Raw genomic sequence first — 13705 nt, forward strand, 5'->3', positions numbered from 1 at the left:
GTGGCGGAGCCGGGGGCTCTCAGGGAGAAATCAGGGGCGCGCGGAGGGGAGCCGGAGCGAAGCCTGGGGGAGTGGTGAGAAAGAAGGGAAAAGTGGGGGATGCGACGGGTGATTCTCCGAAATTTCCACCATTCGGGTGAACTGCGAAGGCTGGGGTGTGGCGGGGTGACTGGTGCGGCATGGTCTGAAAATAAGCTGGCACGCCACCGGGGCGGGGCCCTTGGGATGGGAGTCTTCGATGACCACCTCCGAGTCGGTGTGGACCTGTCCGTTCCGCCACGATGAGGCCCTGGAGTTCGACCCCTTCCTGGCCCGGCTGCGCAGCGAGCCGCCGATCACCCGCATCCCGCTGCCCCGCAGGGACGGGGCGGGCGATGCCACGGAGGAGGGCCGGGCGGGCTCCCGGGGCCCCGGCCCTTCCCCCGGCCGCGATTGCGGCCCGGAGGCCGGCCCCGGTTCGGCGGCATCCGCTCCCGGCCCGGAGCCCGGTCGCGGTTCCGGCCCCCGCCCGGAGCCCGGCCCCGGACCGGAATCCGGCCTCGCAGGCGCCGCCGCTCACGCGGCCTGGCTCGTGACCAGGCACGAGCACGTCCGCGCGGTCACCGCCGACCCCCGCTTCAGCCGCGCCGCCCTCATCGGCAGCGACCTCCCGAGCGTCACGCCCGACCTCGTCGACCACGCCGAGTCGATCAACCTCATGGATCCGCCGGCCCACAGCCGCCTGCGCGGCCTGCTGGCAGCGGCGTTCGGCGACCGCCAGGTCGAGGAGCTGCGCCCGCGCACGCAGCGCACGGTCGACGCCCTGCTCGACGCCATGGCCGACCACGGCTCCCCCGCCGACGTCTCCGACTGGCTGGCCTCCCCCCTCCCGCTCGACACGGTCTTCGAGCTGCTCGACGTCCCCGAGCCGGACCGTGCGCCGCTGCGCCGCTGGGCGACGGCGATGATGGCCCCCGGCACCCCCGACGGCGCCGCGGCCGCCGAGGGGAAGGACGGACTGCGCGCGTATTTCGCCGAGTTGACCGCGGCCCGCCGCCGCCGGCCCGGGAGCGACCTGCTCAGCGCCCTCGCCGCGGTCCGTGAGGACGGCGAGCTCCTGGATGCCCGCGAGGTCGCGGTGATGGGCATGCTCCTGCTCGTCACCGGCCACAACACCAGCGCCCACCAGATCAGCAACATGATCTACACCCTGCTCACCCACCCGGAGCAGCTGGAGCGGCTGCGCGCCAGGCCCGGCCTGCTGCCCTCCGCGATCGAGGAGCTCCTGCGCTTCATCCCCTACCGGCAGGGCGTGGGCATCCCCCGCCAGGCCACGGAGGACGTGGAGCTGGACGGCGTCACCATCCGCGCCGGCGAGACCGTGCACGTCTCCTACCTCGCGGCCAACCGGGACGAGCGCGTCTACGACCGTCCCGACGAGCTGGACCTGGAGCGGCAGGGCGCGCCCGCCCACCTCACCTTCGGCCACGGCACGCACCACTGCCTGGGCGCCCGGCTGGCCCGGATGGAGCTCCAGGTCGCCATCGGCACGCTGCTCGCCCGCTTTCCCGCGCTGCGCCTGGCCGTCCCCGCGGAGGAGGTGCGGTGGAACACCCGCTCGATCTGGCGCTTCCCGCTCGCCCTGCCCGTGGCCTGGTAGGGCGGCCGGCCCGGCGCCCCGACGGGGGCGCCCGGGCCGCCCGTCGCACGAGGGCGGCACCCTGCCGCCCGGTAAGTCCCCCGGTCAGTCCCCTGGACCGGTAAGTCCCTGGTAAGGAGGCAGTCATGGCAACGCTCTGCCGACCGGCCATCGCCGTACCCGAGCACGTCATCACGATGGAGGAGACCCTGCACCTGGCGCGCACCCTGCACGCCGACCACCCCCAGCTGCCCCTGGCGCTGCGCCTGATCGGCAACACCGGAGTGCAGACCCGCCACATCCTCCAGCCCATCGAGGACACCCTCAAGCACCCCGGGTTCACCTGGCGCAACAACCTCTACGAGACCGAGGCCAAGGCCCGCGTCCCCGGCGTCGTCCGGCGGGCCCTGGAGAACGCCCAGCTCACCTCGCGCGACATCGACCTGATCGTCTACGCCTCGTGCACCGGCTTCATGATGCCGTCCATGACGGCCTGGCTGATCAACAACATGGACTTCCCGGTGACGACGAGACAGCTGCCGATCGCCCAGCTCGGGTGCGCGGCCGGCGGCGCGGCCATCAACCGCGCGCACGACTTCTGCACCGCCTATCCCGGCGCCAACGCCCTCATCGTGTGCTGCGAGTTCTGCTCGCTGCTCTACCAGCCCACCGACCTCGGCGTCGGCAACCTCCTGTCCAACGGCCTCTTCGGCGACGCCCTCGCCGCGGCCGTGGTGCGCGGCGAGGGCGGCGAGGGCGTGCGCCTGGAGCGCAACGGCTCCCACCTCGTGCCCGACACCGAGAGCTGGATCTCCTACGCGGTCCGCGACACCGGCTTCCACTTCCTGCTGGACAAGCGGGTGCCGGGCACGATGGCCATGCTCGCCCCGGCCATGCGCGACATGGCCGAGCCCCACGACTGGGACGTCTCCGGCCTGGGCTTCTACATCGTCCACGCGGGCGGGCCGAGGATCCTCGACGACCTGTGCAAGTACCTCGACCTCGCGCCCGAATGGTTCCGCTACAGCCGGGCCACGCTCACCGAGCGGGGCAACATCGCCAGCGCCGTCATCTTCGACGCGCTGGAGCGCCTCTGGCAGGACGGCGGCGCGCCGCAGGACGCCCGGGGCATCATCGCCGGCTTCGGCCCCGGCATCACCGCGGAGATCTCCCTGGGGACGTGGAGCACCGCGGCGGCCCGCCCGGCGCCGCAGCCCGTGTGAGCGCGCCCGGGAGCCGTCAGAGGTCGAACTCGGCCGGGTTGATGCCCAGGGCGAAGCACACCTCGCGGACGACGGCCTGCTCGGTCTTGTCGAAGTCGCCGTCGGCGCCGCCGATGACGATGCCGATCTGGACGACCGCACGGGCCTCGGTCGGCTTCTTCTGCACCTTGCCGATGGTCTGCATCACGCTGACCTTGCCGAAGTCGAAGTCGGCCGTGAGCTTCTGGCAGTAGTCGTTGAAGCGGGCCTGCAGATCGTCGGCCGGGAAGTTCTGCAGCACCTCGTTGGTGGCGATCAGCGAGGCGACGCGCTGCCGCTCCGAGGCGTCGATCGAGCCGTCGGCGGCGGCCACCAGCGCGCACATGGCCATGCTGGCGTCGCGGAACGCGCCGCTCTTCAGCTCGTTCTTCTTCGCCACCAGCTGACCCTGCATCGCGGTAGCGGAGTCCTTGAGCCGGTCCCAGAGCGCCATTTGACGTTTCTCCTCATACATAACAACGGGGGTGTACGGGGAGAACGGGGGAGAGGGGTACGCAAGTTCCCAAAGCGACAAAGTGCCGCGCTGTGCGGCTGGTTGCTACGACGGCCGCTGCACGACCAGCTACAACGACTGTTACGACGGCTGTTACGACGACGCGAGCGGATCCAGGTGCAGCGGCTGTACCTTGCCCTCCATCATCGCGCCGAGCCCGAGCACCGCGCACACGTCGGGATGGGTGGCGATCCGTACGATCATCCCCGTGGCGTCCTCGATCATGCGGTCCAGACCGGGCAGCACCGCGCTGCCGCCCGCGAGCATCACGCCGCGGTCGACCAGGTCCGCCACGAGGTCCGGCGGGCAGGCGCGCAGCACGCGCCCGATCGCGTCCAGGACGGCGGTCAGCGGCGTGTGCATGACCTCGCGGACGTCCTTGATGTTCACCATGACCGTACGGGACAGGCCCGTCGCCACGTCCCGGCCGCGGACCTCGGCGCTCTCCTGCATGGGCTCCGCGGCCAGCGCGAGGTGCAGCGGGTGCAGGCCCTGCGTGGGCAGCATGAGCTCGTGGCGGCTGCGCAGGTGCTCCACGACCGCGTAGTCCATGGCGTCGCCGCCGACGAGCACCTTCTCCGCCGCGACGATCGCCCCCAGCGACAGGACCGCGACCTGTGTGGACGCCGCGCCGCACACCACGATCATCGTGGCCTCGGGCCGCTCGACGGGCAGCCCGCAGCCCACGGCGGCGGCGATGAGCGTGTCCACCAGCTCCACGCGCCGCGTCCCCAGGCCCATCAGCGTCTCGACGGCGGCGCGGCGCGCGAGCGGGTCCGCTTCGTGCGGGATGCACACCGCGGCGCGCAGCATCGGCTTGCGCCGCCAGGCGCGGCGCACCTTGTCGCTGACGAGGCTGCGGAGCATCCGCTGGGCCATCTCGATGTCGACGACGGTGCCGCCGGAGACCGGGCGGACGACGCTGATGTGGGCGGGGGTGCGCCCCGCCATGCCCTCGGCGAGCTGCCCGACGGCGATCAGCGAGCCGGTGCGGGTGTTGACGGCGGCGATGCTCGGCTCGTCCACGATCAGCCCGGTGTCGCGGAGGTAGACCCGGGTGCGGGCGGCGCCGAGGTCCACGGCGACGGTGCACCGGCGCAGCTGCTCAAGGCTGAACGTCATGGCAGGGCCTCCCCTGAGCGGCGGTCGCGGTCACGGTCGGGCCGCCGCCGCCGGGCGCCCCTGGGCTCATCGTGCGCGGCGGGCGGCCCGGGTGCGCGCGGGAATGGGCCGCATGGGGGACGCGCGTGGCCGCAGGGGGGGCGCGGGCTGCCGCAGGGGAGTGACGGGACGTCAGGGCTACTTGGCGTCGCCGTAGCACTCCACGACGGCCGTAGTGAACGGGAAGAGCACCGGGGTGTCGCCGAAGACGACGCGCGCGGCGCGGGCCGAGGCGCCGCGGATCGCCTCGGTGACGGCGGCCGTCTCGGCTTCGGGGCAGTGCACGATGACCTCGTCGTGCTGGAAGAAGACGAGCTCCGCTTGGAGCCCGGCCAGTTCCTGGCGCAGGCCCGCGAGCAGCGCCAGGGCCCAGTCGGCGGCGCTGCCCTGCACGACGAAGTTGCGCGTGAAGCGGCCGCGGGCGCGGCCGGCCGGGGTGCTGCCGTAGCCGGGCCGGTCGTCGTCCCCGGCGGCCTGGGGGAGGCCGGCCTCGTCGGGCAGGGCCGTGGAGGCCGGCGGGCACGTACGCCCGAGCCAGGTGCGCACGAGGCGGCCCTCCTCGCCCGCGCGCGCCGCGTCGTCCACGAAGGCCACGGCGGCGGGGAAGCGGCGGCGCAGGTCGGCGAGGTTCTTCAGGCCGTCGCCGGAGGTCTGGCCGTAGATCGCGCCGAGCAGCGCGATCTTGGCCCGCTCGCGGTCGCCGGCGAAGGCCCGGCGGGCCAGGGCCGCGTACAGGTCGTGCTCGCCGCTCGCGGCCTCCATCAGGCCCGGGTCGCGGGAGACGGCGGCCAGGACGCGGGGCTCCAGCTGGTCGGCGTCGGCGACCACCAGCCGCCGGCCAGGGTCGGCGACGACGGCGCGGCGCACGACGCGGGGGATCTGCAGGGCGCCCCCGCCGTTGGTGGTCCAGCGGCCGGAGACGGAGCCGCTCGGCACGTACTCGGCGCGGAAGCGGCCCTCGCGCACCCACGTCTGCAGCCAGGAGCGGCCGTGCGCGGTGTGCAGCCGGTAGAGCTTCTTGTACTGCAGCAGGGGCTCGACCGCCGGGTGGTCGACGGCTCTGAGCTCCCACGCGCGCGTGGAGGACAGGGCGATGCCCTGGCGGGCGAAGGCCCGGATGATGTCGGCGGGGATGTCGGGCCGCACGCGGCCGCCTTCCTCGCCGAAGGCGCGCGAGACCTCCTCGGCCAGCTCGGCCATCCGCCGGGGCTCCAGCCCGCCGGGGAAGTGCTCGCCGAGCAGCTCGTCCAGGAGCGCGCGGTGGACGTCGGCGCGCCAGGGCAGGCCGGCGCGGTTCAGCTCGGCGGCGACCAGCGTGCCCGCGGACTCCAGGGCGAGGAGCAGCAGGAGCCGGCCGGGGTGCTCCGTGGCCCGCGCCCGGGCGAGCTGGGCCGCGTGGACCTCGATCAGGGCGTCGAGCGGATCCGTGCCCGGCGGCAGCGGCACGGGCCCCGGCTCGAACAGCGACGGCTGCCCGCCGGCCGCGCGCGGCGGCGGATCGGCGGGCACGGGCAGCCCGCGCAGCCGCGCCCACGCCGCGGCGAGCGACCGCGGCTGCCCGGACTGGCCCTCCTCGTGGCCGATGAGAAGGCTCTCGGCGGCCTCCACGTCGTAACACCGCTCGACGCGCAGCCCCGTCGCGAGCACCTGCGGGTAGTGCTGCGCGGTGGACCGCCACACCCACCGCTCGACCCCCGGCCGCGCCCGCACCGCCTCGGCCAGGCTGCCCGCCGACTCGACCGGCCCGGCGGGCGCCCCCATGAGGTCGACGGGACGGAGACGGACACCCCCGTCGCCCGTCTCCGCCACCGCCAGCCTCATGGGAAAGATCCTGCCAGGGGGGTCTGACAATCGCCCTGACCTGCGGGATTGCGCGTCGCGGGCTACGCTCGGGATATGGCCGGAACCTGGCAGGTGGCAGCGGACGTCGAGGGCCGCCCGACCCGGCGCGGCTGCGCCCACCTGGACGAGGCGGCCGCCGAGGTCACCCCGAGCACGACGGAAGGCTGCGAGGACTGCCTGCGCACGGGCGGCACGTGGGTGCACCTGCGCGAGTGCCTGGTATGCGGCCACGTCTCCTGCTGCGACAGCTCCCCCAACCGGCACGCGAGCGCGCACGCGCGTACCGTGCCCGGACACGACCTAGCCCGCTCGTTCGAACCGGGCGAGGACTGGGCGTGGTGCTACGCGGACGAGCTGCTGCTGGTGCCGGGGGCCTAGCCGCCCGGGCCGCCTAGGCCGCCGCGGAGGAGGCCGGGGAGCCCTCGGAGCCCGAGGAGCCCGGCTGCGGCTCGCCCGCGAGCGCGGCCACCATCCGCTCGGCGAACTCCTCCGGGCGCTCCGTGACGCCCAGGTGGCCACCCGGAAACTCCGCCAAGGGGGAGCCGGTGAGCTCCGCCAGCCGGGCGGCGGGCCCGTACAGCGGCACCTGCTCGCGCGACTCCGCGCCCGCCGCCGGGACCAGCTTGCCGGCGACCGGCCGGAGCGCGTCGAGGTCCGGAACCCAGGAGGAGAACGGGCACAGGACGTGTTCCAGGAAGCCCGGCAGGTTGGCGTACATCCGGGGAGCCACCTCCTGGATCTCGGGCGGCAGTTCGGCGTGCTGCTCCGGCGGCCGGCCGCCCCCGAGCCCCTCGCTGAAGCGGGCCATCGCGGGGCCGGCGCCCTCCTTGCGGAACGTCTCGCGCACCTCGGCGAACAGGGCCCGGTGCGGCGAGGGGTCCTCCAGGAGCTCCAGGAGCGGCGGCTCGTGCGCGATGACACGGCGCACCCGTCCGGGATGCCGGGCCAGCAGGCCGGTCGCGACGATCGCGCCCGCGCTGCAGCCGAGCACGTAAGCGGGCTCGTCCGGCGAGAGCAGATCGAGCACGCGGCACGCGTCGTCGCTCCACACCTCCACCTGCTGGTCGGCGAGCGGGCCGTGCAGCGGGCTGCGGGAGACGCCGCGCGGGTCGTAGGAGACGACCGTGAAGCGGTCGGCGAGGAGGCGGGCCACGGCCGCGTACAGCCCGGCGTCGGCGCCCCCGCCGGGTATCAGCAGGAGGACGGGACCGCTGCCGCGCTGTTCGTAGTAGAGGGTGGCGCCGGGCACGTCGAGGGTGCCGGTCTTCGGCTCGTTCATCACTTGCTCCGGGTCTCTCGGGCCGGCCAGTTCTGCAGCACCTGGTGGAGCGCGTCGAGCGAGCGCGCCCAGGACTCCCCGACGTCGCGGGAGTGGCCGAAGCCGCCGCCGAGTTCGAGGTGGATGTAGCCGTGGAAGGTGCTCCGCAGGAGGCGGCCCGCGTCGGTCAGGTCGGGCTCGGTGAGGTCGTAGGCGCGCAGCATGCCGTAGGTCAGCTCGACGCTGCGGCGGAAGCCCACCGAATCCGCGACCTCCTCCGGCTCGAACCGCATCTGGGTCGCGGCGTAGCGGCCGGGGTGGTCGAGGGCGTACTGCCGGTAGGCGTCGGCGAAGGCGACGAGCGCGTCCTTGCCGGCGCGGCCGGCGACCGCCGCGGCGATGCGGTCGGTCATCTCCTCGGAGCCCAGCAGGCCGATACGGACGCGCAGGTCGCGCAGGTTCTTCACGTGCGAGTAGAGGCTCGCGTCCTTGACGCCGAGCCGCCGCGCGAGCGCGGACACGGTGACCTTGTCGAGGCCGGCCTCGTCAGCCATCTCGGCGGCTGCCGCCGTCACCTTCGCGGGGGTGAGTCCTGCGCGAACCATGCTGCTTCACCTCTTTCCTAGAAGCTCTAGGAAAGAGGCTAACAGCACTAGGTCACCTTGTCGCGCGCCGGTGCCGCCTTGTCACCCGCCTTCGTGTCTCCCTTGTCGTCCGCCATCTCGTACGCCCCCGCCTCCAGCCGTGCGATCAAGCCCCGGGTCCAGGCGTCGCCCGACTCGGCCGTGTGGATCCACAGGCCCATGATTTCGGCGATGTGGCCCCAGTCCTCGCCCTCCGCCGGGGTCCAGTTGCGGCGGATCTCCTCGCGCCACTCCTGCAGGGCCGCGACCCGCTGCCGCAGCAGGGCGACGGCCTCGGCGCGCGGGAGGTCGACGATGAAGCCCACGCCCGCCGTGAGGACGTCGGTCTTCTCGTCGGGGGCGGAGAGGGCGTGCCGCAGCAGGCGGAAGTACTCGGCCTCGCCGTCCGCCGTCAGCTCGTACTCCGTGCGCGGAGGGCCGCCGGCCGCGCTCGGGGCGGTCTCGTGGGCGATCAGCAGGCCGTGCTTCGCCATCGCCTTGAGCGCGTGGTAGATCGAGCCCGGCTGGGCGTTGGACCACTCGTGCGCGCCCCACAGCTCCAGGTCGCTGCGGACCTGGTAGCCGTGCGCCCGCCCGTGCTGCCGCACGGCGCCCAGGACCAGCAGCCGGATCGCCGACATGGCACCTTCCGTTCCCTCGCTCCGCCATCGCTCGGAGCTCAGGTTAGGCGGACACAGGGGGCCCGGCCCTGTCAACCCCCGTCAGGCGCCGTGGCCGCCGCCGGATGCCTGCGCCGCCTCCGCCACCAGCTCGAACGCCGTCTTCCCGTCGAGCGACTCGCGGATGACGTCCGCGTGCCCGGCGTGGCGGGCGAACTCCTCGACCAGGTGCAGCAGCAGCCACCGCATCGACACCCGGCTGTCGGCCGGGAACCACGGGGCCTCCGGCAGCGGGAAGGTGTCCTCCAGGCTGGGGACGGAGCGGATGAACTTCTCCGTCTCCGCGGCCACCTGCTCCCAGTGGGCGAGCACCCCGGCGACCGTCTCGCCTTCCAGGAGGCGGAAGCCGTCGGCCCACGCTGACTCGTCGTGCGCGGTCTCCGCTCCCCGCTCCTGCGCCAGCAGCAGCCAGTTCCGCTCGGCCTGCGCCGCGTGCTTGACGAGCCCGCCCAGGGACAGCTCGCTCGCGCTCGGCTTCCGCGCCGCCTGCTCCTCGGTCAGCCCGAGCAGCGCCCGGCGCAGGCCGCCCCGCTGGGCCTCCACGAAGGCCAGCAGCGTGCCGCGCTCGTTGGTGACGTCCTTCTCGATCACATGAGTGGGCATGGTTCCCCCGTCGTTTTCTCGTTCGGTCGTGAGGAGATCAGGCTAGGACCGATAGAGGTCGGATCCGGTCCTAAATCACCGCCCCAGAAGGGGGAATCAGAACGGGAAGGTCGTCCGGCCGTGCTGGATCGAGATCCACTTCGTGGTCGTGAACGCGTCCACCATCGCGTCCCCGTTCAGCCGTCCCACCCCCGACGCCTTCTCCCCGCCGAAGGGCACGATCGGCTCGTCGTGGACGGTCCCGTCGTTCACGTGGATCATCCCGGAGTCGATGCGCTTGGCCACCCGCACGCCGCGCTCGACGTCCCCCGTGTGGACGGCGCCGCTCAGCCCGTACGGAGTCGCGTTCGCCAGCCGGATCGCCTCCTCCTCCCCGTCGAAGGGGATGATCAGCGCGACCGGGCCGAAGATCTCCTGGCCGAGGATGGCCGCGTCGGCCTTCAGGCCGGTCAGGACGGACGGCGAGACGAGCGTGCCCTCGGCCCCGCCCCGTACGAGCGCGGTCGCGCCGTCCGTGACGGCCTGCTCGACCAGGGCCCCGATGGCCTCCGCCTGCCCGGCGTTGATGAGGGGCCCGATGTGGGTGGCCGGGTCGCCCGGGTCGCCGACCTTGAGGCTGCGGACCTTGGCGACGAACTTCTCGGTGAACTCCTGCTCCACCGAGCGGTCCACGAGCACCCGGTTGGCGGCCATGCAGACCTGCCCCTGGTGGATGAAACGGCTGAAGACCGCCGCGTCGACCGCGTAGTCGAGGTCGGCGTCGTCCAGGACGATCAGCGCGCTGTTGCCGCCGAGCTCCAGCACCGTGCGCTTGAAGTGGCCGGCGGCGACCGTGGCCACGTGCCGCCCCACCTTGTCGGAGCCCGTGAAGGAGATGACCTTCGGCACCGGGTGCTCGATGAGGGCGTCGCCGATCTCCGCGATGTCGGTGACGACGACGTTGAGGACGCCGGCCGGCAGCCCGGCCTCCTCGAAGACCTTGGCGACCAGGCCGCCGCCGCATATGGGCGTGTTCTGGTGCGGCTTGAGGACGACGGCGTTGCCGAGCGCGAGGGCCGGGGCGACGGACTTGACCGACAGCAGGAAGGGGAAGTTGAACGGGCTGATCACCCCGACGACCCCGACCGGCACCCGGTACAGGCGGTTCTCCTTGGTGTCGTCCGGCGACGGCAGGATCCGCCCCTCGGCCCGCAGCGCGAGGTGGATCGCCTCCCGCAGGAACTCCCGCACCAGGTGCAGCTCGAACGCCGCCTTCAGCGCCGTGCCGCCGCACTCCGCGGTGATCGCGGCGGCAAGCTCCGCCTCCCGGTCGTCGATGATGCGCAGCGCGCGCTCGAAGACCAGCCGGCGGGTGTACGGGTTGGTGGCGGCCCATCCGGTCTGGGCGCGCTCGGCGGCCCGGTAGGCCTGGTCGATCTCGGCGACGCCGGCGACGGTGATGGAGGCGAGCTTCTCCCCGTCGTACGGGTTGAAGTCGACGATGTCCCAGGAGCCGGTGCCGGACCGCCACTCGCCGTCGATGTACTGGAAGGCCAATTCTTCGAAGTAGGACATGTGCCATCCCTGCCTGGAGATACGGGGGCGCCCGCGGCGCCCGAACCGGAATGCGCTCCTGATGGGACGTCATCGTACTGATGTGTCAGATGAGTTGGAGCAGCCGCCTCAGCAGGTCGCGGGTGGCGGCCGGCGAGAGGCTGTCCTCGTGCAGCCGCTCCATCACCCTTCCGTACTGCGCCACTTCATCGGGCTTGTCGAGATACAGCGCACTCGTCAGCTGCTCCAGGTAGACCACGTCGGACAGGTCCGACTCGGGGAAGCGGAGCATGGTGAAGGCGCCGCTCTCGCCCGCGTGCCCGCCGTGCGCGAAGGGCATCACCTGCAGGGTCACGTTGGCCTGCTCGGAGATGTCCAGGAGGTGCTGCAGCTGGCCGTGCATGACGGCCTCGCCGCCGTACGGGCGGTGCAGCGCGGCCTCGTCGAGGACGGCGTGGAAGTGCGGCGCGCGCTCCGAGAAGAGCAGCTTCTGGCGCTCCATGCGCAGGGAGACGCGGCGCTCGACCTCCGCCTCGTCGGCCGAGGGCTGGCCGCGTACGACGACCGCCTGGGCGTACCCCTCCGTCTGCAGGAGGCCGTGCACGAACTGCACCTCGTAGATCCCGATGTGCGAGGCCGCGCCTTCCAGGCCCACATATGTCTGGAACCAGCCGGGCAGCACGTCGCCGTAGCTGTGCCACCACCCGGCGACGTTGGCCTCGCGGGCGAGCCCGAGCAGCGCCTCGCGCTCCAGCTCGTCGGTGACCCCGTAGAGCGTCAGGAGGTCTTCCACGTCGCGCGCTTTGAAGCTCACCCGGCCCAGCTCCATGCGGCTGATCTTCGATTCGGAGGCGCGGATCGAGTAACCGGCCGCCTCGCGGGTGATGCCCCGGGACTCCCGCAGCCGCCTGAGCTGGGAGCCCAGGAGTATGCGGCGCACCACAGAACCGCTCGACTCGCTCGTGGCCATCTTTGCGACCCTCCTCTTCCGGTTCCGTTACCGGACTTGTCGCTGCTCGCCGCTTACGCCCTCTCCGGGGGCGACCCCCGCGACCCCCGGCGGTGAAGTCTGCCATCTCCCGCCGTCGTTGAGTGTGCATTGAGTGTGCATCCGGCTACCCGGAGGGGAGTAGGCCGGAGGACGTACGGAGGAGGGCGTAGGGAGAATTGCGGACGGACGCCGACGTGCGCCCCCAAACCCCCCACGTGCACGTGCATCTGCCCTTGCATCCGCCACGCGCATTGGGAACGATGGGGAACGCACACGTGCGTGTCACGTCCACGATTGCCAGGAGTGCCTCGGATGGGTACCGAAGGATCGACTGTGCTCTCTCCCCTGTGGCGAGGGCTGCCACCGATCGCCCCATCGGCCGTCCCCAACTCGGCGTCGTGCGCACTCCCACCCCGCTTCGAAGCGGTCAGGACGGCCCGCACCTTCACCAGAACCACCCTCCAGGGCTGGGGCCTGGGCGGTCTCTTCGACGACGTGGCGCTGGTCGTCTCGGAGCTGGTGACGAATTCCCTGCGCTACGCACTTCCCCCCGAGCCGATATCCGGCGGCGCCTACGAGCCCCCGGTCCGGCTGCATCTCATGCGGTGGACGTCGCGGCTCGTGTGCGCCGTGCGCGACCCGAGCGAGGAGAGCCCGACGGCGAGCGAGGCGGACGCGTCGGCCGAGTGCGGGCGCGGGCTGTTCCTCGTGGAGTCCTTCAGCGACACGTGGGGCTGGCATCCGCTGGCGGGAGCGCTGCACGGCAAGGTCGTGTGGGCGCTGTTCCAGCTGCCGCGGGAGCGGCACGCGTAGCTGAACGCGTAGCTGAACGTGTAGGTGCACGCTGTCACTGCACGCGTAGTCACTGCACGCGTAGCGATACGCGTAAGGGCACGCGTAAGTGAGTCACCGGACGTCAGTCGGTCACCAGATAGTCGAATTCGCCGTCCTTGATCCCGCGCAGCATCGCGTCGATCTCCGCAGGCGTGTAGACGAGCGCCGGTCCGTCCGGGTGACGGGAATTGCGTACGGCGACTCCGCCGCCCGGCAGCTTGGCGAACTCCACGCAGGAGCCCTGGGAGTTGGAGTGCCGGCTCTTCCGCCAGACGACGCCGTCGAGGTCCGCGGCAGCCATGCCGTTGTACGCGTGAGGCACAGGACTCTCCCGGAGAATTGCAGGGCACCCCGGCCCGCCCTGGCGGCGAATGGTGGGGTTGACAACTACTCCGGATCATAGCTGCGTTCACATGCTTCTGCATGAGCGAATGCACGTGCACTTACGGTGTTCCCGTACTTCTTCAGCGTGACTACACCAACGTGACCAGGTGTTTTCGGGAATGCACCGGCTACTTGCCCCTACTGGCATACGGCAGGAGTGCCATCTCGCGAGCGTTCTTGATAGCCCGGGCCAGGGCGCGCTGCTGCTGGACGGTGACCCGGGTCACCCGGCGGCTGCGGATCTTCCCCCGGTCCGAAATGAACTTCCGCAGAAGGTCGGTGTCCTTGTAGTCGATGTATGTGATGCCGGCCGTATCCAGCGGATTGGGGCGAGGCTTGAGGTCCTTGCGGCGGTCGGGGCGGCGCGTCATGAAAAGTCCTTGAGGTTCTTCGCGGGTGTCAGGGGGTGTCAGGGGGCCAGGG

The 13705-nt window shown here is 72.2% G+C and carries 15 protein-coding genes; 4 read left to right on the forward strand and 11 right to left on the reverse strand.

All coding sequences use genetic code 11. The annotated features are described in order from the left end of the window. The first annotated feature begins 238 nt into the window (after nt 1-238). Both ACSNOH_RS27505 and ACSNOH_RS27510 read left to right on the forward strand, forming a co-directional pair. Nucleotides 239-1639, forward strand: coding sequence for a cytochrome P450 (locus ACSNOH_RS27505; protein WP_436724126.1), 1401 nt, complete (start codon nt 239-241; stop codon nt 1637-1639). 125 nt (nt 1640-1764) lie between these two features. Then, the gene (locus ACSNOH_RS27510) at nt 1765-2841 is read left to right on the forward strand and encodes a type III polyketide synthase (RefSeq protein WP_436724127.1); all 1077 of its coding nucleotides are present in this window, start codon (nt 1765-1767) and stop codon (nt 2839-2841) included. A gap of 16 nt (nt 2842-2857) precedes the next feature. On the opposite strand, the gene ACSNOH_RS27515 is transcribed toward ACSNOH_RS27510, so the two are convergent. From ACSNOH_RS27515 to ACSNOH_RS27525, 3 genes are all read right to left on the reverse strand, one after another. Continuing rightward, the gene (locus tag ACSNOH_RS27515; RefSeq protein WP_391828907.1) at nt 2858-3313 is read right to left on the reverse strand and encodes a tellurite resistance TerB family protein; all 456 of its coding nucleotides are present in this window, start codon (nt 3311-3313) and stop codon (nt 2858-2860) included. A gap of 153 nt (nt 3314-3466) precedes the next feature. Then, a complete protein-coding gene (locus ACSNOH_RS27520) occupies nt 3467-4495 on the reverse strand; it encodes a rod shape-determining protein (RefSeq protein WP_436724128.1) in 1029 nt (342 codons plus the stop codon). Nucleotides 4496-4672: 177 nt separating this feature from the next. Next, nucleotides 4673-6295, reverse strand: a complete 1623-nt coding sequence (locus tag ACSNOH_RS27525) for a bifunctional 3'-5' exonuclease/DNA polymerase (RefSeq protein WP_436724138.1) — start codon at nt 6293-6295, stop codon at nt 4673-4675. Nucleotides 6296-6430: 135 nt separating this feature from the next. Here ACSNOH_RS27525 and ACSNOH_RS27530 point away from each other — a divergent pair, with 135 nt between their 5' ends. Next, the gene (locus tag ACSNOH_RS27530; RefSeq protein ID WP_436724129.1) at nt 6431-6754 is read left to right on the forward strand and encodes a UBP-type zinc finger domain-containing protein; all 324 of its coding nucleotides are present in this window, start codon (nt 6431-6433) and stop codon (nt 6752-6754) included. Nucleotides 6755-6767: 13 nt separating this feature from the next. Here the strand turns inward: ACSNOH_RS27530 and ACSNOH_RS27535 are convergent, their stop codons facing one another. The 6 genes from ACSNOH_RS27535 to ACSNOH_RS27560 form a co-directional block, all read right to left on the reverse strand. Continuing rightward, complete coding sequence (locus ACSNOH_RS27535) at nt 6768-7655, reverse strand: alpha/beta fold hydrolase (protein WP_436724131.1); 888 nt, start codon at nt 7653-7655, stop codon at nt 6768-6770. Then, a complete protein-coding gene (locus ACSNOH_RS27540; RefSeq protein ID WP_436724132.1) occupies nt 7655-8239 on the reverse strand; it encodes a WHG domain-containing protein in 585 nt (194 codons plus the stop codon). Before ACSNOH_RS27540 ends, ACSNOH_RS27535 begins: the two co-directional genes overlap by 1 nt. Before the next feature lie 47 nt (nt 8240-8286). After that, complete coding sequence (locus tag ACSNOH_RS27545) at nt 8287-8898, reverse strand: PadR family transcriptional regulator (protein WP_436724133.1); 612 nt, start codon at nt 8896-8898, stop codon at nt 8287-8289. Nucleotides 8899-8979: 81 nt separating this feature from the next. Further along, nucleotides 8980-9540, reverse strand: coding sequence for a DinB family protein (locus ACSNOH_RS27550; protein WP_436724134.1), 561 nt, complete (start codon nt 9538-9540; stop codon nt 8980-8982). A gap of 96 nt (nt 9541-9636) precedes the next feature. Beyond that, the gene (locus ACSNOH_RS27555) at nt 9637-11094 is read right to left on the reverse strand and encodes an aldehyde dehydrogenase family protein (protein WP_436724135.1); all 1458 of its coding nucleotides are present in this window, start codon (nt 11092-11094) and stop codon (nt 9637-9639) included. An 85-nt stretch (nt 11095-11179) separates the two neighbouring features. Further along, a complete protein-coding gene (locus tag ACSNOH_RS27560) occupies nt 11180-12043 on the reverse strand; it encodes a helix-turn-helix domain-containing protein (protein WP_436724136.1) in 864 nt (287 codons plus the stop codon). A gap of 333 nt (nt 12044-12376) precedes the next feature. Between ACSNOH_RS27560 and ACSNOH_RS27565 the strand changes: the two genes are divergently transcribed. Continuing rightward, on the forward strand, nt 12377-12877 hold the full coding sequence (locus tag ACSNOH_RS27565; RefSeq protein ID WP_436724137.1) for an ATP-binding protein: 501 nt from the start codon (nt 12377-12379) through the stop codon (nt 12875-12877). Between the two features lie 103 nt (nt 12878-12980). On the opposite strand, the gene ACSNOH_RS27570 is transcribed toward ACSNOH_RS27565, so the two are convergent. Together ACSNOH_RS27570 and rpsR are read right to left on the reverse strand one after the other, a co-directional pair. After that, the gene (locus tag ACSNOH_RS27570) at nt 12981-13220 is read right to left on the reverse strand and encodes a DUF397 domain-containing protein (RefSeq protein WP_106674436.1); all 240 of its coding nucleotides are present in this window, start codon (nt 13218-13220) and stop codon (nt 12981-12983) included. 190 nt (nt 13221-13410) lie between these two features. Further along, a complete protein-coding gene (gene rpsR, locus ACSNOH_RS27575; RefSeq protein ID WP_436724139.1) occupies nt 13411-13653 on the reverse strand; it encodes a 30S ribosomal protein S18 in 243 nt (80 codons plus the stop codon). Nucleotides 13654-13705: the final 52 nt, after the last annotated feature.

Source organism: Streptomyces sp. URMC 127 (genome assembly GCF_051386535.1).
Taxonomy (GTDB): domain Bacteria; phylum Actinomycetota; class Actinomycetes; order Streptomycetales; family Streptomycetaceae; genus Streptomyces.

Coding starts and splice junctions, on each gene's coding strand:
- ACSNOH_RS27505 (WP_436724126.1), top strand. CDS start 239: ATGACCACCTCCGAGTCGGTGTGGACCTGTCCGTTCCGCCACGATGAG.
- ACSNOH_RS27510 (WP_436724127.1), top strand. CDS start 1,765: ATGGCAACGCTCTGCCGACCGGCCATCGCCGTACCCGAGCACGTCATC.
- ACSNOH_RS27515 (WP_391828907.1), bottom strand. CDS start 3,313: ATGGCGCTCTGGGACCGGCTCAAGGACTCCGCTACCGCGATGCAGGGT.
- ACSNOH_RS27520 (WP_436724128.1), bottom strand. CDS start 4,495: ATGACGTTCAGCCTTGAGCAGCTGCGCCGGTGCACCGTCGCCGTGGAC.
- ACSNOH_RS27525 (WP_436724138.1), bottom strand. CDS start 6,295: ATGGGGGCGCCCGCCGGGCCGGTCGAGTCGGCGGGCAGCCTGGCCGAG.
- ACSNOH_RS27530 (WP_436724129.1), top strand. CDS start 6,431: ATGGCCGGAACCTGGCAGGTGGCAGCGGACGTCGAGGGCCGCCCGACC.
- ACSNOH_RS27535 (WP_436724131.1), bottom strand. CDS start 7,655: ATGAACGAGCCGAAGACCGGCACCCTCGACGTGCCCGGCGCCACCCTC.
- ACSNOH_RS27540 (WP_436724132.1), bottom strand. CDS start 8,239: ATGGTTCGCGCAGGACTCACCCCCGCGAAGGTGACGGCGGCAGCCGCC.
- ACSNOH_RS27545 (WP_436724133.1), bottom strand. CDS start 8,898: ATGTCGGCGATCCGGCTGCTGGTCCTGGGCGCCGTGCGGCAGCACGGG.
- ACSNOH_RS27550 (WP_436724134.1), bottom strand. CDS start 9,540: ATGCCCACTCATGTGATCGAGAAGGACGTCACCAACGAGCGCGGCACG.
- ACSNOH_RS27555 (WP_436724135.1), bottom strand. CDS start 11,094: ATGTCCTACTTCGAAGAATTGGCCTTCCAGTACATCGACGGCGAGTGG.
- ACSNOH_RS27560 (WP_436724136.1), bottom strand. CDS start 12,043: ATGGCCACGAGCGAGTCGAGCGGTTCTGTGGTGCGCCGCATACTCCTG.
- ACSNOH_RS27565 (WP_436724137.1), top strand. CDS start 12,377: ATGGGTACCGAAGGATCGACTGTGCTCTCTCCCCTGTGGCGAGGGCTG.
- rpsR (WP_436724139.1), bottom strand. CDS start 13,653: ATGACGCGCCGCCCCGACCGCCGCAAGGACCTCAAGCCTCGCCCCAAT.